The sequence below is a fragment of the Staphylococcus sp. ACRSN genome, from assembly GCF_022346615.1.
Lineage (GTDB): Bacteria > Bacillota > Bacilli > Staphylococcales > Staphylococcaceae > Staphylococcus.
Genome location: NZ_JAKRNS010000020.1, coordinates 1 through 18,799 on the forward strand (window position 1 = coordinate 1; position 18,799 = coordinate 18,799).

Consider the following 18,799-nt stretch of genomic DNA (forward strand, 5'->3'; position numbering starts at 1 on the left):
TGTCTGGTGACAATGGCAAGGAGGTCACACCTGTTCCCATGCCGAACACAGAAGTTAAGCTCCTTAGCGCCGATGGTAGTCGGACTTACGTTCCGCAAGAGTAGGACGTTGCCAGGCAATATATTCGGAGGATTAGCTCAGCTGGGAGAGCATCTGCCTTACAAGCAGAGGGTCGGCGGTTCGAACCCGTCATCCTCCACCATTATTAATATGCCGGCCTAGCTCAACTGGTAGAGCAACTGACTTGTAATCAGTAGGTTGGGGGTTCAAGTCCTCTGGCCGGCACCATTATTGATGAGCCATTAGCTCAGTTGGTAGAGCATCTGACTTTTAATCAGAGGGTCAGAGGTTCGAATCCTCTATGGCTCACCATTTTAATTAAATATCGCGGGTGTGGCGGAATTGGCAGACGCACTAGACTTAGGATCTAGCGCCTTACGGCGTGGGGGTTCGACTCCCTTCACCCGCATATGCAGAAGTAGTTCAGCGGTAGAATACGACCTTGCCAAGGTCGGGGTCGCGGGTTCGAATCCCGTCTTCTGCTCCATTATTTTTGCCGGGGTGGCGGAACTGGCAGACGCACAGGACTTAAAATCCTGCGGTGAGAGATCACCGTACCGGTTCGATTCCGGTCCTCGGCACCATATTTTTTAAATAGCGCCTGTAGCTCAATTGGATAGAGTGCTTGACTACGGATCAAGAGGTTATGGGTTCGACTCCTATCAGGCGCGCCATTTAAAATTTACTTCACCCAATTATAAACGGGAAGTAGCTCAGCTTGGTAGAGCACTTGGTTTGGGACCAAGGGGTCGCAGGTTCGAATCCTGTCTTCCCGATAACCCAATAATTAATGGGGGCTTAGCTCAGATGGGAGAGCGCCTGCTTTGCACGCAGGAGGTCAGCGGTTCGATCCCGCTAGTCTCCACCATTAAAAAACTTAGCAAAACTAAATTACAACGGCGGTGTAGCTCAGCTGGCTAGAGCGCACGGTTCATACCCGTGAGGTCGGGGGTTCGATCCCCTCCACCGCCACTATTATTAGTTGTAAATTATATTTAGGACCTTTAGCTCAGTTGGTTAGAGCTAACGGCTCATAACCGTTCGGTCGCAGGTTCGAGTCCTGCAAGGTCCATATAATTTTGGAGGAATACCCAAGTCCGGCTGAAGGGATCGGTCTTGAAAACCGACAGGGGCTTAACGGCCCGCGGGGGTTCGAATCCCTCTTCCTCCGCCATTTTTAAAATTAAATATAATTTATTACCTAATATTTTTGGAGGAATACCCAAGCCTGGCTGAAGGGATCGGTCTTGAAAACCGACAGGAGCTTAACGGCTCGCGGGGGTTCGAATCCCTCTTCCTCCGCCATTAATATTACCGCGGGATGGAGCAGTTCGGTAGCTCGTCGGGCTCATAACCCGAAGGTCGGTGGTTCAAATCCGCCTCCCGCAATTTTATCATTTTGGTCCCGTAGTGTAGCGGTTAACACGCCTGCCTGTCACGCAGGAGATCGCGGGTTCGATTCCCGTCGGGACCGCCATTATGGTTCAGTAGCTCAGTTGGTAGAGCAATGGATTGAAGCTCCATGTGTCGGCAGTTCGACTCTGTCCTGAACCATTTTAATTTTATTATGCAAGCCGGCCTAGCTCAATTGGTAGAGCAACTGACTTGTAATCAGTAGGTTGGGGGTTCAAGTCCTCTGGCCGGCACCAGCTTTTTGGAGGGGTAGCGAAGTGGCTAAACGCGGCGGACTGTAAATCCGCTCCTTCGGGTTCGGCAGTTCGAATCTGCCCCCCTCCACCATATAATTTCATAGGGGCATAGTTCAAAGGTAGAATAGAGGTCTCCAAAACCTTTGATGTGGGTTCGATTCCTACTGCCCCTGCCATGGCGGCTGTGGCGAAGTGGTTAACGCATCGGATTGTGGTTCCGACACTCGTGGGTTCGATTCCCATCAGCCGCCCTTAATATTATTATTGGGCTATAGCCAAGCGGTAAGGCAACGGACTTTGACTCCGTCACGCGCTGGTTCGAATCCAGCTAGCCCAGTTAGTATTGGCGGCATAGCCAAGTGGTAAGGCAGAGGTCTGCAAAACCTTTATCACCGGTTCAAATCCGGTTGCCGCCTCCATGAATATGCGGGAGTAGTTCAACTTTTAGAACACATTCCTTCCCGGAATGAGGTATAGGTGCAAGTCCTATCTTCCGCTCCATATTTATTAATCCCATGCGGGAGTAGTTCAACTTTTAGAACACGTTCCTTCCCGGAACGAGGTGTAGGTGTAAGTCCTACCTTCCGCTCCATATTTATTAATCCCAAGCGGGAGTAGTTCAACTTTTAGAACACATTCCTTCCCGGAATGAGGTATAGGTGTAAGTCCTATCTTCCGCTCCAATTTTCTTCCAATTGTGGAAGTTTTTTTTGCTTTAATTTATTAGTTATGATTAAATATTAATCTTCTATTTTAGTTGTTATATTATTTTATGATTTTTTACTGATCATTTAATTATTGCACTTCAAATAGTATTGGACAAATAGCCATAGTATTTATAAGAAGATTTTTAATAATACATAAAATCATTAAAAAAGATCTAAAGACTTCCTCGCTTCATAGCAATGATTTATTTCTACCTTTATCTTAATGTATGGATTATTGTACATTAAGTACACCCTCTTCAATTTTTAATATTTTAGTTATAAACATACTGATTTAATTACATAGATGTTTTCTATATTGTAATATCATAATTCATTTTAATAAATTTCATTCTATTTTAGAGTATATCTTATAAGAAATTTGAAATTAATATATATTGTCATTTTTCTATTGTGAAGTTAAATAACAGTATTATTTTATATATTTTGTGTATAAATATATTTTATAAATAATATTTGTTACGAACAACCAATATAAATGGGCTCAATAAGACATTGAACAACGTTTCATAGATGATTAAAGTGGTATTATATGTTAGTCGTCGATACTTGTAACTACGTATAATTGAAATAAATAATAGGAGAGGTTTTATAATGATCAGAACACTTATGAATTCCAAAATACACAGAGCACGAGTTACTGAATCTAATTTAAATTATGTAGGTAGTATTACTATTGATAAAGATATACTTGATGCAGTCGATATATTAGCAAATGAAAAAGTAGCTATTGTAAACAATAATAATGGCGCACGTTTTGAAACTTATGTTATAGAAGGTGAACGTGGCAGTGGTAAAATTTGCCTAAATGGTGCAGCATCTCGTTTAGTAGAACTAGATGATGTTGTTATAATCATGACGTATGCTCAATTAAATGAAGATGAAATTGAGCATCATGCACCTAAAGTAGCTGTTTTGAATGAATATAATGAAATTACACAAATGATTCATGAAAAAGAAAATCAAACAGTTTTAGACTAAGAAAAAAAATCACACTTGAATTTATATAAGTGTGATTTTTATTTTAAAGGGTGACATATTTTCAAATAAAATATGTTTCAAAATACATTATAAATGGCATTATTACGATATTTTGTCTCTATAACTATTGACGACAAATTCAGTTCGTAATATAATGTATTTATGCGATTTCGATAGATACTTCAAGTATCATTTCAAATTTGTCTGATATTATCAGGCCGGCGTGGCGGAATTGGCAGACGCGCGGGACTCAAAATCCCGTTCCTTCATTGGAGTGTCGGTTCGACCCCGACCGCCGGTACTAGAGGCTATCATAAGCCATCGATATTATTTAGAAACCCCGTTGTTACGGGGTTTCTTTTTTTTATACCTCATAATGACTTTCATTATATATAATTATTTCCGCTATATAGGATATTACGATTTAAATATTGCTCATTAGTATAACTGCACGTTCTTGATATTCACCTAAAGATACTTTAAGTAAAGGAATGCATTTATTTTATGTGGTTGATATATAGTTTGTAGTTTAATAAGATGTGCTAGTAAGTTTGAACGCATGACTTGTGATGTTACGATTAATGGACTTCTAAACAATAGTGTTAATAATTTCTTACTCAGTTATAAATAATTAGTCTAGTAGATTTGTAATATTAAACAATACTATTATTTGAGGGTTATTTTTATAATTACAATTTAACTATTATTTTAGCTACGGTATACTGATAATAATTTTTTCATTTATAAATCTAATCAATGATGGAGTTTAAATAATGAAAAATTATATAATTGCAGTAATAATATTTATATTTTAACTTTAATGCTATAGACTGATTTATTCTTTAATGAATTAAATTATTATATTCTTGAGGTGAGATTTGTGAGACAACAATCAACTATAATTGGATTCACACTGCTTGTTGCCATTATTGTTTGCCTTTTTATTTTGTACTTTTGTGATACTTGTACAATATATTATGGACAAATAAATAACAAAGAAGGTGTCGTTTCTAATTTGGTGAGTGATAATGGTGATATAGTCGAAAATTATAAAATCTCTAAACAATTACAAGATCAAATTCAGATTGGCGATTATATCTATGTTAAATTAACTAATAAAAAGAGTAATATTGTTAAGGAGAATCAAATTAGTGAAGAAGAATTATCAAAGCATATTAAATGTATTTTAAATGGCTAACGGTAAGAGGGGATTTGAAAGTTATTATATATGTTGATTATTGATTTTATCAACAGTTAGCTAAAGTATTTCATACAATGAGATAGTTAATTTGAATTTTAGCAGCGAACCGTTATTAAAAGAGTCGTTGTTTTTTTAAAAGTTGAAACTGCCATTGATTATGTCTAACCAATTTTCTAAATAGCTTAAAAGTAAATATTGTAGTTTCTTATAAAATATAATATTATAAGTCTATTGTTATATTTGGAGGAAAAATTACATGAGTAAAATAACGGCAAAGAATGCTAGTAATAATTCTGGCAAACAATTTTTTAGTAATATATTACAAGCTGTTGGTACTGGGGTTGTAATTGCTTTAATACCAAATGCACTGTTAGGTGAATTGCTCAAATTTTTTAAAGAGGGTAACCAATTATTAGAAAGTATTTATCAATTGGTAGTTTTAATACAGTCTTTTATGGCTTTTATTATTGGTGTATTAGCTGCACATCAATTTAAATTTAATGGGCCAGGTGCTGCTATGGTTGGTGTCTCAGCTATGATTGGTAGTGGAGCTGTAAAATTCACTCCTAGTGGTTTTGTTTTAAATGGTATAGGGGATATAATTAATACTATTTTAGTTGTCATCATAGCATGTTTTTTATATTTAATTTTGCAAAATAAATTAGGTTCATTAGAAATGTTATTACTTCCAGTATTTATTCCGGTAATTAGTGGTGTACTAGGATTATATACATTGGGTTATGTTTCGAAAGTAACTAAAGGACTTGGTCATATAGTAAGTACCTTTACTGAATTTAATCCATTGATTATGTCTATCCTAATCTGTGTTACATATTCCTTATTAATGGTTACGCCAATTTCTGTTGTTGCAATAGCAACGGCTATTGGTTTATCAGGCTTAGGAAGTGGTGCAGCTAATATGGGCATTGTAGCTGCTTGTGTAACTTTCTTATTTGGTTCGATAAGAGTCAATGCAGCCGGTGTGAATCTAGTATTAATTATTGGTGCCGCAAAAATGATGATCCCTGTATATTTTAAACATTTGATCATTGCAGTTCCATTAATTATAAATGGTATTATTGGCGGTATTGTGGCATATTTTATAGGTATCAAAGGTACACCCATGTCTGCTGGTTTTGGATATACTGGTCTTGTAGGACCTATTAATGCCTTTAATAGAATGTCAGGAGATCCAACTATAAATATCATTTTACTGATTTTTGGATATTTGATTATACCCTTTGTTTCTGCATTTTTCGTGCATGAATTATGCAAGAAAATGATAAATAGCTATACAGATGAAATATATAAATTTGAAATTCCTAAAAACTAGGATTATAAGGTCTAATTATTATAATTAGGCCTTTTTTTATACACAAATTATGCATAATAACTCAAAATATATATTAAAGTACTGTAAATAGGTATAAATCCAAAATTATATTGAATAATATTACGTAATTGTGTATAATAATAAATTATATAGAGAGGGGTTTAGAAATATGAAACAACTAGGGAAGCTTATGCTAGTCTTTATTATATTCGTAAGTGCAATTTTTACCTACATAAATCCTGAGGCACAAGCAGCACAAGATGATCAATGGGAAAAAATTAAAAAGCGTGGAGAATTAAGAGTGGGTTTATCTGCAGACTATGCACCTTATGAGTTTGAACATAATGTAAATGGTAAAAGTGAGTATGCAGGTATTGATATAGAATTAGCTAAAAAAATTGCAAAGGATAATAACTTAAAATTAAAAATTGTGAATATGCAATTCGATAGTTTATTAGGTGCTATTAAAACTGGGAAAATCGACTTGATTATATCTGGAATGACACCGACACCTGAAAGAAAAAAAGAAGTGGATTTTTCTGATTCTTACATGTCAGTAACTCAAAAAATGATAATTAAGCAATCTGATTCTGATCATCTTAAGACAATAGATGATTTTGCAAATAAAAAAATAGGTGTTCAAAAACAAACACAACAAGAAACGATTGCTCAAAATGAAATTGATAATGCAAAAGTACAGTCTTTAACTCGTGTACCGGAAGTCATTATGTCTCTTAAGAGTGGTAAAGTTGATGGTATGGTTATTGAAGGACCGGTAGCAGAAGCTTATTTAAAACAAAATAGCGATTTGAAATTTGCTGATGGTGTGAAATTTAAAGAGGGTCAAAAGAATACAGCAATTGCTGTTCCTAAAAATTCACCTATATTAATGGATAAATTAAATAGCACGATTAAAGATGTGAAAGATAAAGGTTTGATTTCTGATTACAAAGAAAAAGCAGCAGAAGCTATGAAAAAAGATGATGGGAATTTCTTTACTAAATATGGTAGCTTTTTCTTGAAAGGTATTCAAAATACTATTTTAATTTCAATTGTTGGTGTACTGTTAGGGACAATCTTTGGGGCAATGATAGCATTGTTAAAACTAAGTAAAATTAAACCATTGAGATGGTTAGCATCTGCCTATATAGAATTTTTAAGAGGTACACCGTTGTTAGTTCAAGTATTTTTAGTTTATTTTGGAACAACAGCTGTACTCGGTTTAAACATTTCAGCATTGATTTGTGGGATGATAGCTTTAGTTATTAACTGTTCTGCCTATATTGCAGAAATTATCAGAGCCGGTATCAATGCTGTTGATAAGGGACAAACTGAAGCAGCACGAAGTCTTGGTTTAAGTTATGGTCAGACAATGAAATCTGTAATTTTACCGCAAGCGATTAAAAATATCTTACCTGCATTAGGTAATGAATTTGTAACTGTTATTAAAGAATCATCAATTGTATCTGTTATAGGTGTTAGTGAAATTATGTTTAATGCACAAGTTGTGCAAGGCGCATCATTTGATCCGTTTACACCATTAATAGTAGCTGCAATACTTTACTTTATTCTAACGTTCACGTTATCTCGAGTAATGTATTTCTTCGAAGGGAGATTAAAAGTTAGTGATTAATATTAAAAATTTATATAAATCTTTTGGTAAAAACGAAGTCTTAAAAGGTATTGATTTAACGATAGAAAAAGGTGAAGTTGTTGCTATCATAGGACCATCAGGTAGTGGTAAAAGTACATTGTTACGATGTATGAATTTATTAGAGACGCCAACTAGTGGTGATGTATTGTTTAAAGACAATAAATTAAATAGTAAAGATACGGAGTTAGAAAAATTAAGACAGCAAATGGGAATGGTTTTCCAAAATTTTAATTTGTTCCCTCATAAAAAGGTAATCGACAATATTATCTTAGCACCTAATCTATTAAAAAAGGGCTCACAAACAAAGTTGAAAGAAGAAGCTCAGGCATTACTGGAAAAAGTAGGTTTAGAGGATAAAGCTGATGCTTATCCAGCACAATTATCAGGTGGTCAAAAGCAAAGGGTAGCAATTGCAAGAGCGCTAGCGATGAATCCTGAAGTGTTATTATTTGATGAACCAACTTCAGCTTTAGATCCAGAAGTTGTAGGTGATGTATTAAAAGTAATGAAAGATTTAGCAAAAGAAGGCATGACGATGGTTGTTGTTACTCATGAGATGAATTTTGCTAAAGATGTCAGTGACAAAGTGGTATTTATGGCTGATGGTGTCATTGTCGAATCTGGAAAACCGAAAGAAATATTTGAAAATCAACAACATGAAAGAACTAAAAACTTTTTAGCACGTGTACTTTAATGAAAATAACAAGTTGTTTATAAAATAGTAGTGGTTATCTGCTATATATAAATGACTTGTTTTTTTGTTCTATAAATTGATATAAAGTAATAATTATGGACATCTTATTTAAGTATATTATGTTAAAATGTAGAATGTATGTTTTTATGTGGGGTGTAAAAAATCGATTTAAAGCAATTAAAACAAGATGTCATTAATTATGCACATACAAATGGAATAGATAGTATTGGTTTTACAACTGCGGACCCTTTTGATGAATTAAAGCAAAAACTCGTAGACTATCATGAAAAAGGTTATGCATCAGGGTTTGAAGAATCAGATATCAATTTGAGAACGGAACCAAAGTTGACTTTACCTACTGCAAGGTCAATTATTGCAATTGCTGTAGGTTATCCGAATAAATTGAAAGGGGCACCTAAAAGTGTGCGTGGCGATCGTAGAGGTATGTTTGCTCGTGCTTCATGGGGGCAAGATTATCATTCAATCATGAGAAAGCGATTGGATCAACTTGCTGAATATTTAAAGTCCAAAGTAGAAGACGTTGAGATTAAATCTATGGTTGATACGGGTGTCTTATCTGATAGAGCTGTCGCAGAAAGAGCAGGTCTAGGTTATGTTGGTAGAAATGGTTTTGTGATAAATCCTGACTTAGGTACATGGACTTACCTTGGTGAAATGTTGGTAAGTATACCTTTTGAGCCTGATGATCCTTTACTCGATAGTTGTGGTGACTGTACAATTTGTGTTGATCGGTGTCCAACAGGTGCACTTGTTGGAGATGGACAACTTAATAGTCAAAAATGTATTAGTTTTTTAACTCAAACCAAGGGATATTTGCAAGATGAATATCGTTATAAAATAGGCAATAGACTGTATGGTTGCGACACATGCCAACAAGTTTGTCCTAGAAATAGAGGAATTAACACACAACAAGACGATATTATCCTTGAACCAGAAGTATTAAAACCAAGACTAGTACCTTTGCTAAAAATGAGTAATAAAGAATTTAAAAATACTTATGGTCATTTAGCAGGTGCATGGAGAGGTAAAAAGCCAATACAAAGAAATGCCATTGTTGCATTGGCTCATTTTAAAGAAGAAACTGCAATTCCTGAGTTGCAAGATGTAGCACTTGAAGATCCGCGACCTATGATACGAGGAACAGCATATTGGGCAATAGGACAAATACAAGGGGAAGATGCAAGGCCTTTTATAGAGGCAAACTATGACAATGAAATAGAAGAAGTCCAGCAAGAAATGTTAAAAGGACTGGAAATGAGGAGCGAATAAAGTAATGACAAATCATATTGTATTATTTCAACCAGAAATACCTGGCAATACAGGGAGTATAGCAAGAACTTGCGCAGGTACATATACCAATTTACATTTGATTAAACCATTAGGATTTAGTACTGATGATAAAATGCTAAAACGTGCAGGATTGGATTATTGGGATTCAGTGAAAATTACTTATCATGAAAGTATTGAAGCGTTTTTTGAGTCAACCGAGGGCACATACTATTTAATTACTAAGTTTGGTAAAAAAACCTATTCTGATTTCAATTTTTCTGATATAGAAAAAGACCACTTCTTTATTTTTGGTAGAGAAACAACGGGTTTACCTGATTGGGTCAAAGAAGCATATAGTGATACAGCATTACGAATACCTATGAATGATAACATTAGATCATTAAATTTATCTAATACCGCATCTTTACTGATTTATGAAGCATTAAGACAACAAAATTTTCCAGATTTAATATAATAATTTCTCTAAAAGAATGAAAATATCGCTAGACATTTGTATAATGGTTATAAGGCTTTGATATAGCATAAAGTTATTTAATTCAAGCTTTAATAAGGTTGTTTATGACTACAACAACAAGGGTAATAAAGAATAATGCTAGAACGTGTCTGAATAGATTAAGAGGAGTGTAATTACTATGGCAATGAATTTTAAAATTTTAAAAGATGAAAACATTGTAGCTGAATATACAGCAGATATTTTAAGAAAACAATTTAACAACAATCCTACAACAATTGCAGGTCTACACCTTTCTAAAGATAATTCACCAGTATTAGATGAATTAAAAAAGAATGTGGATAAACATGCAGTTGATTTTAGCCAAGTTAATATATTAGATTATGATAATAATAAATCTTACTATGAAGCTTTAGGCGTACCTGAAGGTCAAATTTATGATGTATCATTTAGTGAGGATACGGAATCATTTATTGGTGACAAAATTAAAACTAAAGAAAATAAAGGTAAACTGATTACACAAGTATTGTCTATTGATACAAATGGTAATTTAGATATTAGCGTGAAACAAGGTTTATTCTCAGCACGAGAAGTAATTCTTGTGATAACTGGTAGTGATAAACAAGAAGTTGTTCATAAATTATATGAAGAAAATGGAAAAACTAGCTTCGAACCTTCAGATTTAAAAGCGCATAGAATGGTGAATGTTGTTTTAGATGAAGCAGCAGCACAAGGCTTACCAGAAGATGTTAGACATTATTTCACTGCACGCTTTGCATAATAGTAACTTTAAAAGGTGATTATGATGGTTGAAAAAGATAAAGATTTAAAACATGAAACGCATCAACCAGAAAATGAAATGGTCGATGGATATGAAGATGTAGTTGAATTAGGTAAAGAGATGGAACAAATTTCTGAGCAAAATGATGAAGACAAACTAAATCAGACACATGATTCAGAAGTACGTTCAGACTTACCAAAGAATACAAAATAAGATCTTACTTACTACTATTATGAATTATTATGCCCTTATGAACGCATCGCGTTTGTAAGGGTTTTTGATTTAATGATCATTCACAAGTTAATTGCGTTAAAAAATCATGCTATGTCAAAAAAGAATATGTTAAAATTAAAACAATACGATTTATTATAAGGAGATACATATTTATGTTAAGTAAGTATTGGAAATATTTTATGCTTAGTGCAGCAGTTATTAATTTAATCTCAATAAAGGGCTTTCCGATGGCGATTGGCGCACTTTACTTACCTATATTATTTAAAATAATTAAGCTACAAATTAATTTATCTAAAGGTTTGGTAGAACAAGTTAATGCATCAACCTTTGTTAAGGGTAATCAAACAGGAATTATTATTAGTGTTATTTGCTGTATTTTAGTTACAATTGTTTTATTCAAACCGTTAGGCTCATTTTATAACAGTTTAGATGGATTTCTAGGATTATTAATTTCGATAAGTCCAATTACAATGATTATAGGCGCAATTTTATTGATACTTACTGCAATTGGCGTGATTCAAGCTGCAAAATTATATTTTAAAGATGTAAAGATAGTTAAATAATAAATAATGATTAAAGGTTGCTGCTTAATTTTAGTAGGCAGCCTTTTTTATAAGCATAAAAAGTTTATGAAAACGCTATATAATACGATTGCCCCTTTAAAATAAATAATGATATACTACAAATGAACATAGTAAATTTAAAGGGGAGAATTTGTAATGTCAGTAAGAATTGAACATGATACATTTGGTGAAATTGAAGTACCTGCCGATAAATATTGGGGTGCTCAAACTGAAAGAAGTAAACGTAATTTCCCAGTAGGTAAAGAGCAAATGCCAATTGAAGTCGTTTACGGATTTGCACAACTTAAGAGAGGTGCAGCTTTAGCTAACCATGAGCTTGGCAAAATTTCTGATGCTAAAAAAGATGCAATTGTACATGCTTGTGATCGCATTTTAAATAAAGAATTAGATGAACATTTCCCTCTAGTTGTATGGCAAACGGGAAGCGGTACACAAAGCAATATGAACGTAAACGAAGTCGTGAGTTATGTTGCGAATGAATACCTTAAATCGAATGGAAGCGATGAAACTATACATCCAAATGACGATGTAAATAAATCTCAAAGCTCAAATGATACATTCCCAACCGCTATGCATGTAGCTTTATATAATGAAGTTGAAACAAAACTAGAACCTGCTTTAAATAATTTGCGTAATACTTTTAGAGAAAAAGAAGACAAATTTAATGAAATCATCAAAATTGGACGTACACATTTACAAGACGCAACGCCGATTAGATTAGGTCAAGAAATTAGTGGATGGCGTTATATGCTAGATAAATGTGAAACATTATTAGGCGAATCAAAAGCACACATTTTAAATTTAGCTATTGGTGGTACAGCAGTAGGTACAGGTATCAATGCTCATCCAGAATTTGGTGATAAAGTAGCTAAATTTATAGCAGAAAATACAGGCTATCCATTTGTTTCATCAGAAAATAAATTCCATGCTTTAACAGCTCATGATGAGGTTGTTCAATTACATGGATCATTAAAAGCATTAGCTACAGACTTAATGAAGATTGCTAATGACATTAGATGGTTAGCATCGGGCCCAAGAGCTGGTTTGGCAGAAATTTCAATTCCTGAAAATGAACCAGGTTCTTCAATTATGCCTGGTAAAGTTAATCCTACGCAATGTGAAATGTTAACTATGGTATCAGTTCAAATAATGGGTAATGATACTGCAGTAGGCATTGCAAGTTCTCAAGGTAACTTTGAATTAAATGTTTATAAACCTGTCATCTTGCATAATACTTTGCAATCAATTTATTTATTAGCTGATGGAATGCAAACATTTAATGACAACTGTGCAGTTGGTATCGAACCTATAACTGAAAATATTGATAATTACTTAAACCAATCATTGATGTTAGTTACTGCGTTAAATCCACATATTGGATATGAAAATGCTGCAAAAATTGCCAAAAAGGCGCATCGTGAAGGTTTGACATTAAAAGAATCAGCAATACAATCAGGTTTTGTTACTGAAGAACAGTTTGAAGAATGGATTAAACCGGAAGATATGGTAGAACCAAAATAATAGTTGGAAAAATTGAATTGATGCAATATTTAATCTATATTTCTGATTATATGAAGATAAAAGCTAAGACATTATATAAATGTCTTAGCTTACTTTTTTTATAATAACTTATTGCTCTATCTATTTATTATAGAAATTAGTTATTTGATGCATATTCTTTGTAAAATGGCTTGTTGCATTTTACATAATGAAATAAAGACTTAAAGATAAAAAAGACAATGACTATCTTAAAAATAGTCATTATCCTTATTAGATAATAAAAACTCAGCATATCCTTTATATTTTCGATGGGTTTGATTTATATTTCATCATCTAAACTCACTGAAATTGCTTCTTGTGTAAGTGGATGTGTGAATTCAATTTTATAACTATTTAATTGTAATTGTCTTAATGTCGAATTACCATACAATGGATCACCTATGACTGGATGGCCGATTTCCGCTAAATGTACACGAATTTGGTGTGTTCTACCAGTATCAAGTTTAAGCTCTAATTCACAGACATCTTCTTTAACCATTTTTGAGCTAACAATATGTGTAATTGCGCGTTGACCTGTTGGTGATACACGACGTCGGTTAGAGTGAAATTTATCTTTACCTATTGGTTTATCAATTGTTTGAGGTTTAATAGGCAAGAGACTGTGTACGTTTGCTTTGTAAATTCGATTAATTTCATTTTCTTCTAACATACGATCTAGAATTTTTTTCATTAATGGATTTTTTGCAACAATCAATAAACCAACAGTTTCCTGGTCTAATCTATGTATAGGTTCAACATAGTCGCTCTTTATCGTATAAATAACATGATTCATTAATGTATTACTTTCTTTTAAATCATTTGGGTGTGTTTTAACACCTTTTGGTTTCATTACAATTGCAATATCTTCATCTTCATAGTAAATTTGAGCAAATCGATAACTTGGTACGTAATTACTTTTTTCATCTGGTGTAGGTAGGTAAGCGATGTCACCTGATTTAACTCTAGTCATTAATGTAGCCGCTGTATCATTTACTGTTATATCTTTAGACATATTTAAATTGTGTAAGTCTTTTTTTGGTAAGTGCAAAGATTGGAAAATTTCTCTTAATGTTTGTTCATTATATTTACTTGGGATTTCAAATTTCATAATATCCTCCTCGATTCATCAATAGTAATCATACCACATACGACAATTTAAGAATATTGTTCTTTTTAAATTCACTAAATATGTTTATATAAACGCTATACTTGTGTATTTTTTAATTAATAGCATAAAATGGACAATATAAATAATTCGATTAGAATAGGAAGGGTTAGATGGAAAAACCAACAAGATTGGCTTTATTAAAAGAAATTGCTGAATTTTTAAATGAAGAAACAGAAACATTTAATATGTTAGATGGTGCGTTAAGATCCTTAATAAAAGGAAGTGATTTTACTACTGGATGGATTTTCTTTATTGATGAATCTGGGAAGCATGAACTTGTTTCTGATACAGATTTGCCGGGTGCACTTTCTAAGCATAATTGTAAGTATATGAATGAGGGTTCATGTTGGTGCGTTCAATCATATCATAATAAACGATTGACAAAAGCCTCTAACATTATAAATTGTTCTAGAATCAATCTTGCAAATCGTGCTTATCATGAAGAAACTGATGGTATAACACATCATGCAACAGTTCCATTACGTTCAGGAGAAGAATTGTTCGGTTTATTAAATGTAGCAACACCACATACGCAACATTATACTGAAGAAGACTTGGAACTCTTAGAGTCAGTTGCATTTCAAATTGGTTCTGCAATCAAGCGAATATTGTTAACTGATCAAGAAAAAGAAGCGGCAAGAGTAAGTGAACGAAATAGATTAGCTAGGGATTTACATGACTCAGTCAATCAGATGTTATTTTCCGTCAAACTCACGGCACATGCAGCTAATGAAATGAGTGGAGAAGCTATATCCAAGAAAGCATTTAAAGTAATAGAAGATACAAGTCAACAAGCAGTTAATGAAATGAGAGCGTTAATTTGGCAGCTAAAGCCAGTAGGGTTAGAACATGGCTTAATTAATGCTTTAAAAAATTACTGTGATATATTACAAATTGAATTGAAAGTGCATGTAGATGGTTTGATTAATTTACCAAATACAATTGAGGAAAATATATATCGAATTATCCAGGAAGCAATAAATAATACTCAAAAACATAGCCAAGCAGATATAGTTGAATTGAAGCTTAACCAACAAAGTGAATATATTATTGTTACCGTAAAAGATAATGGTTGTGGATTTGATGTTCAAGCAACGAATAAGTATCATTCACATGGATTGAGCAATATGATACAAAGAACTAAAACCATTGGTGGTAAATTAAACATTATATCAGAACCAAATATGGGAACGACAATAGAAATCATTGTTCCATTAATCTTATCGAAAGGAAGTTAGGCATGTACCGAATAATATTAGTAGATGATCATCATATAGTAAGACAAGGGTTAGAGTTTTTATTATCTACTGTTGATGACATAGAAGTTGTAGGTGGGTTTTCAGATGGACGCTCTTTTTTAAACTACTTAAAAGATAATCCATTACCAGATATTGTATTGCTGGATTTAGTTATGCCAGAAATGAATGGTATTGAAATAACAGAAATTATGAAACAGCAATATCCAGATGTGAAAATACTTGTTTTAACGAGCTATGTAGATGATGAACATGTAATTTCTGCCATTGATAAGGGAGCTGATGGTTACGAAATGAAAGATGTTGAGCCTAAGCAATTAATTGAAACGATTAAAAGAGTGATTACTGGTGAAAAAATAATTCACCCACAAGCTCAAAGTGTAATTGAAACGGTTCGCAAAAAACCGCATTTTACAAATAAGTTATCTAAAAGGGAATCTGAAGTATTGAAAGAAATGGTTAAAGGGAAAACAAATAAAGAAATTGCAGAAACATTATTTGTATCCGAAAAAACTGTTAAAACACATGTAAGTCATATATTTAATAAATTGCAAGTTGGGGATAGGACACAAGCAGCGATTTATGCAATGCAAAACAACCTTATTTGAAGTTACTAGATGGGCATAGATTAAAAAAAGAAACGCATGACATCTGAATGTCATGCGTTTCTTTTTAATTTTATAAAGTGACTTTAGCTTAATAAGTTAAAAATTAAAATAGGTACATTAAAACTTTTCACTATACTCCAAAGGGTCTATTTCTGTTTTTCTAATACTTGAACCTTTTTCATATAGAAAAATAATAGAAATCATTAAAATAATCAGTGTTATAACAGCAAAATTTTTGCCCATATTTGTAAGGTTGAAAATTGATAAAAGTACAATTATCAAAATAACTAAACAAAATAGAAAAAATGCTAATATCATTAATGTTAATCCCATATTATTTACTTCCTCTTAGTTTTATATTATAGATTATATAACTTTGCAAAACATTATGCATTTAAAAATCGAAAAAAAGTTTATTTTTACTATTATTTTTTATTTAGAAAAACTTGTGTACACGTTTTTTATTCATAAATGTAAAATAATTCCCAATCTAGTATTTTAAATTGAAATTTCTGATTTTTGTGAAAAATATTTTAAAATGTGTACATTTACTATATAATGAAGATTAACAAAGCAAAGGGGATGTTGCTATGAAAACAAAAAATCTTTCATTGAGGATTGTTGTAGCATTAGTATTAGGTATAACTGCTGGGTCTATTTTCAATATGTTTGAAGGCTCAGCATTTGTTACCAATATTGATAAGTATTTTTTAAATGTTATTGGACAAATCTTTTTAAATTTAATTTTTATGTTAGTTGTACCTGTAGTATTTGTATCTATTGTATTAGGGGTAGTGGGTGTTGGAGACCCCAAATTACTTGGTGGAATAGGTTTAAAGACGATTACTTTCTTCTTAACTACTACTGCATTGGCAATCATTATTGGTATTTCACTCGCATTAATCTTTAAACCTGGTGATGGAAAGTCTGAACTGTTGAAAAGTGATGATGTATCTAGTTACCAGCAAACATTAAATAAGCAAAATGAAGCTCAAGATTCACCTGCCAAACAAACATTTGATCAAACATTGATTAATCTGTTTCCTAAAAACCCAATTCAAGCTATGACTGATGGTAATATGTTGCAAATCATTACCTTCGCCATATTTATAGGCATAGGTATAATCATGGTTGGTTCTAAGGCAGATGCAGTTCATAGGTTATTTGAACAAACAAATGAAGTGCTCATGTTTATTATTACAATGATCATGAATTTATTTGCACCAATTGGTACATTTGGCTTAGTTGCACATGCTTTTACTGGTGCTGGTTTTGGAGCTATTCAGCAATTAGGAATGTACTTCTTTATTGTTTTACTCGCATTAGCAATTCATTTCTTTGTAGTGTATGGTGCTGCGGTTAAATTCTTAGGCAAGTACAGTCCAGCAAAATTTTTCAAAGGATTTATCCCAGCAATTACGCTTGGATTTAGTGCTTCTAGTTCGAATGCAGCATTACCAGTTTCTATGAATTGTACTAAAAAAATGGGTGTTCGACCGGAAATTGCTTCTTTTGTTCAACCACTTGGTGCAACAATTAACATGGATGGTACAGCAATCATGCAAGGGGTCGCAACAATATTTATTGCACAAATATCGGGTGCCAATTTAACATTTGGCCAACTAGTTACTGTTGTTATTATTGCAGTAGTTGCATCCATTGGTACAGCTGGTGTACCTGGCGTTGGCTTGATTATGTTGGCGATGGTACTAAATGCGGTAGACTTAAATCCAGCAGCAATTGGTATAATCCTAGGTATAGACAGATTATTAGACATGACACGTACATCAGTTAATATAACAGGAGATGCAGCGTGTGCATTAATTGTATCTAATCATGAAGAAAAGAAACTGGTTAAAGCAAATTTAAATGAATAATTATAATAAAACTATTAAGCGAAGGAAAAGCTTATTAGAAATAATAAAAAAGACTCGAATTATATATTCGAGTCTTTTTATATATTTTTGGTGGATTAGCTTATTATATGAATATTGTAAGAACTTATAGTTTTGTAAGTAATCAATAATTCACTTTAGGATATACAATAAAATTATATATCAAACCTTTAATTGAATAAAACTCAATATCTAAAATTCCATGGTATGCTGATTGGCATTAGAGTGAGGGGGTTTTTCATACCATTTTTATAAACTATTTATAAAAATGGTATGGTTGATGATGCAAATCGCATTTTCAATTATAAATGGTAATACTAAAGTTACTTTTGGACTAGCAATTGAACTAGCTAGTTTATAATCATAAATACCAGTATTGTTTAGTGTGACAATATACTCATTTTTTGAAATAGGTTTTGCTTGTTTTTGTGAAGCAACTTTTTTGCGCTATTTTTAATTTAATTATGTTATAAGTCTATTTTTTTCATGATATTGTAAATGCTTTTGCTACTACCATAATTTGAAGCAAATAGCTCCATGAATATAATAGTAAAACTAAAAGCCATTGAAAATGTTAATACTAATTTTGATACTTTAGAAATCATTCTATTTATTATTTTTGTACTTATCAATAATAATTTTAAAAATATTATAAATAAATACTAATATTAATCC

General features: G+C 32.7%; 16 protein-coding genes, 26 tRNA genes and 1 rRNA gene. 41 read left to right on the forward strand and 2 right to left on the reverse strand.

The window, feature by feature from the left end; genetic code table 11:
• The first annotated feature begins 2 nt into the window (after window positions 1-2).
• The 38 genes from rrf to fumC all read left to right on the forward strand — a co-directional run bounded on the left by rrf (window position 3) and on the right by fumC (window position 13,179).
• A 5S ribosomal RNA gene (rrf, locus tag MHZ36_RS13655) occupies window positions 3-117 on the forward strand.
• Between the two features lie 9 nt (window positions 118-126).
• A tRNA-Val gene (locus MHZ36_RS13660) sits at window positions 127-202 on the forward strand.
• A gap of 10 nt (window positions 203-212) precedes the next feature.
• Window positions 213-288 (forward strand) — tRNA-Thr (locus MHZ36_RS13665).
• 8 nt (window positions 289-296) lie between these two features.
• Window positions 297-372 (forward strand) — tRNA-Lys (locus MHZ36_RS13670).
• 15 nt (window positions 373-387) lie between these two features.
• Window positions 388-469, forward strand: a tRNA-Leu gene (locus tag MHZ36_RS13675).
• Between the two features lie 3 nt (window positions 470-472).
• Window positions 473-547: transfer RNA gene (locus tag MHZ36_RS13680), tRNA-Gly, on the forward strand.
• Window positions 548-555: 8 nt separating this feature from the next.
• A tRNA-Leu gene (locus tag MHZ36_RS13685) sits at window positions 556-644 on the forward strand.
• Between the two features lie 13 nt (window positions 645-657).
• Window positions 658-734: transfer RNA gene (locus tag MHZ36_RS13690), tRNA-Arg, on the forward strand.
• Between the two features lie 28 nt (window positions 735-762).
• Window positions 763-836: transfer RNA gene (locus tag MHZ36_RS13695), tRNA-Pro, on the forward strand.
• A gap of 16 nt (window positions 837-852) precedes the next feature.
• Window positions 853-928 (forward strand) — tRNA-Ala (locus MHZ36_RS13700).
• Window positions 929-958: 30 nt separating this feature from the next.
• A tRNA-Met gene (locus tag MHZ36_RS13705) sits at window positions 959-1,032 on the forward strand.
• 26 nt (window positions 1,033-1,058) lie between these two features.
• Window positions 1,059-1,132 (forward strand) — tRNA-Ile (locus MHZ36_RS13710).
• Between the two features lie 9 nt (window positions 1,133-1,141).
• Window positions 1,142-1,234, forward strand: a tRNA-Ser gene (locus MHZ36_RS13715).
• A gap of 38 nt (window positions 1,235-1,272) precedes the next feature.
• Window positions 1,273-1,365, forward strand: a tRNA-Ser gene (locus MHZ36_RS13720).
• Between the two features lie 10 nt (window positions 1,366-1,375).
• Window positions 1,376-1,449 (forward strand) — tRNA-Met (locus MHZ36_RS13725).
• Between the two features lie 12 nt (window positions 1,450-1,461).
• Window positions 1,462-1,537, forward strand: a tRNA-Asp gene (locus MHZ36_RS13730).
• A gap of 4 nt (window positions 1,538-1,541) precedes the next feature.
• Window positions 1,542-1,614 (forward strand) — tRNA-Phe (locus MHZ36_RS13735).
• A 19-nt stretch (window positions 1,615-1,633) separates the two neighbouring features.
• Window positions 1,634-1,709 (forward strand) — tRNA-Thr (locus MHZ36_RS13740).
• Window positions 1,710-1,716: 7 nt separating this feature from the next.
• Window positions 1,717-1,800 (forward strand) — tRNA-Tyr (locus tag MHZ36_RS13745).
• Between the two features lie 11 nt (window positions 1,801-1,811).
• Window positions 1,812-1,885, forward strand: a tRNA-Trp gene (locus MHZ36_RS13750).
• Window positions 1,886-1,887: 2 nt separating this feature from the next.
• Window positions 1,888-1,960: transfer RNA gene (locus MHZ36_RS13755), tRNA-His, on the forward strand.
• A 14-nt stretch (window positions 1,961-1,974) separates the two neighbouring features.
• Window positions 1,975-2,046 (forward strand) — tRNA-Gln (locus MHZ36_RS13760).
• An 8-nt stretch (window positions 2,047-2,054) separates the two neighbouring features.
• Window positions 2,055-2,128: transfer RNA gene (locus tag MHZ36_RS13765), tRNA-Cys, on the forward strand.
• Between the two features lie 7 nt (window positions 2,129-2,135).
• A tRNA-Gly gene (locus MHZ36_RS13770) sits at window positions 2,136-2,210 on the forward strand.
• 16 nt (window positions 2,211-2,226) lie between these two features.
• Window positions 2,227-2,301: transfer RNA gene (locus tag MHZ36_RS13775), tRNA-Gly, on the forward strand.
• Between the two features lie 16 nt (window positions 2,302-2,317).
• Window positions 2,318-2,392: transfer RNA gene (locus tag MHZ36_RS13780), tRNA-Gly, on the forward strand.
• A gap of 636 nt (window positions 2,393-3,028) precedes the next feature.
• Window positions 3,029-3,415, forward strand: a complete 387-nt coding sequence (gene panD, locus MHZ36_RS13785) for an aspartate 1-decarboxylase (RefSeq protein WP_239232247.1) — start codon at window positions 3,029-3,031, stop codon at window positions 3,413-3,415.
• Window positions 3,416-3,632: 217 nt separating this feature from the next.
• Window positions 3,633-3,716, forward strand: a tRNA-Leu gene (locus MHZ36_RS13790).
• Between the two features lie 579 nt (window positions 3,717-4,295).
• The gene (locus tag MHZ36_RS13795) at window positions 4,296-4,613 is read left to right on the forward strand and encodes a hypothetical protein (protein WP_239232248.1); all 318 of its coding nucleotides are present in this window, start codon (window positions 4,296-4,298) and stop codon (window positions 4,611-4,613) included.
• A gap of 259 nt (window positions 4,614-4,872) precedes the next feature.
• Window positions 4,873-5,949 (forward strand): PTS sugar transporter subunit IIC, encoded by a 1,077-nt coding sequence (locus tag MHZ36_RS13800; RefSeq protein ID WP_239232249.1) that lies wholly within the window; start codon window positions 4,873-4,875, stop codon window positions 5,947-5,949.
• A gap of 169 nt (window positions 5,950-6,118) precedes the next feature.
• Window positions 6,119-7,582: an ABC transporter substrate-binding protein/permease gene (locus MHZ36_RS13805; RefSeq protein WP_239232250.1), complete on the forward strand. Its 1,464-nt coding sequence runs from the start codon at window positions 6,119-6,121 to the stop codon at window positions 7,580-7,582.
• Entirely contained in the window at window positions 7,575-8,297 is a 723-nt protein-coding gene (locus MHZ36_RS13810; protein WP_239232251.1) for an amino acid ABC transporter ATP-binding protein, read from the forward strand. The genes MHZ36_RS13805 and MHZ36_RS13810 overlap by 8 nt, the downstream gene beginning before the upstream one ends.
• 162 nt (window positions 8,298-8,459) lie before the next feature.
• A complete protein-coding gene (queG, locus tag MHZ36_RS13815; protein WP_239232262.1) occupies window positions 8,460-9,587 on the forward strand; it encodes a tRNA epoxyqueuosine(34) reductase QueG in 1,128 nt (375 codons plus the stop codon).
• A gap of 4 nt (window positions 9,588-9,591) precedes the next feature.
• The gene (gene trmL, locus MHZ36_RS13820; RefSeq protein WP_239232252.1) at window positions 9,592-10,062 is read left to right on the forward strand and encodes a tRNA (uridine(34)/cytosine(34)/5-carboxymethylaminomethyluridine(34)-2'-O)-methyltransferase TrmL; all 471 of its coding nucleotides are present in this window, start codon (window positions 9,592-9,594) and stop codon (window positions 10,060-10,062) included.
• A gap of 178 nt (window positions 10,063-10,240) precedes the next feature.
• Window positions 10,241-10,840, forward strand: coding sequence for a sugar phosphate isomerase family (locus MHZ36_RS13825; protein ID WP_239232253.1), 600 nt, complete (start codon window positions 10,241-10,243; stop codon window positions 10,838-10,840).
• 24 nt (window positions 10,841-10,864) lie between these two features.
• The gene (locus MHZ36_RS13830) at window positions 10,865-11,053 is read left to right on the forward strand and encodes an SAS053 family DNA gyrase inhibitor (protein ID WP_239232254.1); all 189 of its coding nucleotides are present in this window, start codon (window positions 10,865-10,867) and stop codon (window positions 11,051-11,053) included.
• 173 nt (window positions 11,054-11,226) lie between these two features.
• Window positions 11,227-11,637: a hypothetical protein gene (locus MHZ36_RS13835; protein ID WP_239232255.1), complete on the forward strand. Its 411-nt coding sequence runs from the start codon at window positions 11,227-11,229 to the stop codon at window positions 11,635-11,637.
• Between the two features lie 156 nt (window positions 11,638-11,793).
• Window positions 11,794-13,179 carry a class II fumarate hydratase gene (gene fumC, locus MHZ36_RS13840; protein ID WP_239232256.1) on the forward strand — a complete coding sequence of 462 codons (1,386 nt, stop codon included), beginning with the start codon at window positions 11,794-11,796 and terminating at the stop codon, window positions 13,177-13,179.
• A gap of 298 nt (window positions 13,180-13,477) precedes the next feature.
• Here the strand turns inward: fumC and MHZ36_RS13845 are convergent, their stop codons facing one another.
• Window positions 13,478-14,305 carry an RluA family pseudouridine synthase gene (locus MHZ36_RS13845; protein WP_239232257.1) on the reverse strand — a complete coding sequence of 276 codons (828 nt, stop codon included), beginning with the start codon at window positions 14,303-14,305 and terminating at the stop codon, window positions 13,478-13,480.
• Between the two features lie 170 nt (window positions 14,306-14,475).
• On the opposite strand from MHZ36_RS13845, the gene MHZ36_RS13850 reads away from it, so the two are divergent.
• Together MHZ36_RS13850 and MHZ36_RS13855 are read left to right on the forward strand one after the other, a co-directional pair.
• Window positions 14,476-15,603, forward strand: coding sequence for a GAF domain-containing sensor histidine kinase (locus MHZ36_RS13850; protein ID WP_239232258.1), 1,128 nt, complete (start codon window positions 14,476-14,478; stop codon window positions 15,601-15,603).
• A gap of 2 nt (window positions 15,604-15,605) precedes the next feature.
• Window positions 15,606-16,229: a response regulator gene (locus MHZ36_RS13855; protein WP_239232259.1), complete on the forward strand. Its 624-nt coding sequence runs from the start codon at window positions 15,606-15,608 to the stop codon at window positions 16,227-16,229.
• A gap of 117 nt (window positions 16,230-16,346) precedes the next feature.
• Here MHZ36_RS13855 and MHZ36_RS13860 read toward each other — a convergent pair whose 3' ends face one another.
• Entirely contained in the window at window positions 16,347-16,562 is a 216-nt protein-coding gene (locus tag MHZ36_RS13860; RefSeq protein ID WP_239232260.1) for a hypothetical protein, read from the reverse strand.
• 257 nt (window positions 16,563-16,819) lie between these two features.
• On the opposite strand from MHZ36_RS13860, the gene MHZ36_RS13865 reads away from it, so the two are divergent.
• Complete coding sequence (locus MHZ36_RS13865) at window positions 16,820-18,106, forward strand: dicarboxylate/amino acid:cation symporter (protein ID WP_239232261.1); 1,287 nt, start codon at window positions 16,820-16,822, stop codon at window positions 18,104-18,106.
• The last annotated feature ends 693 nt before the right edge of the window (window positions 18,107-18,799 follow it).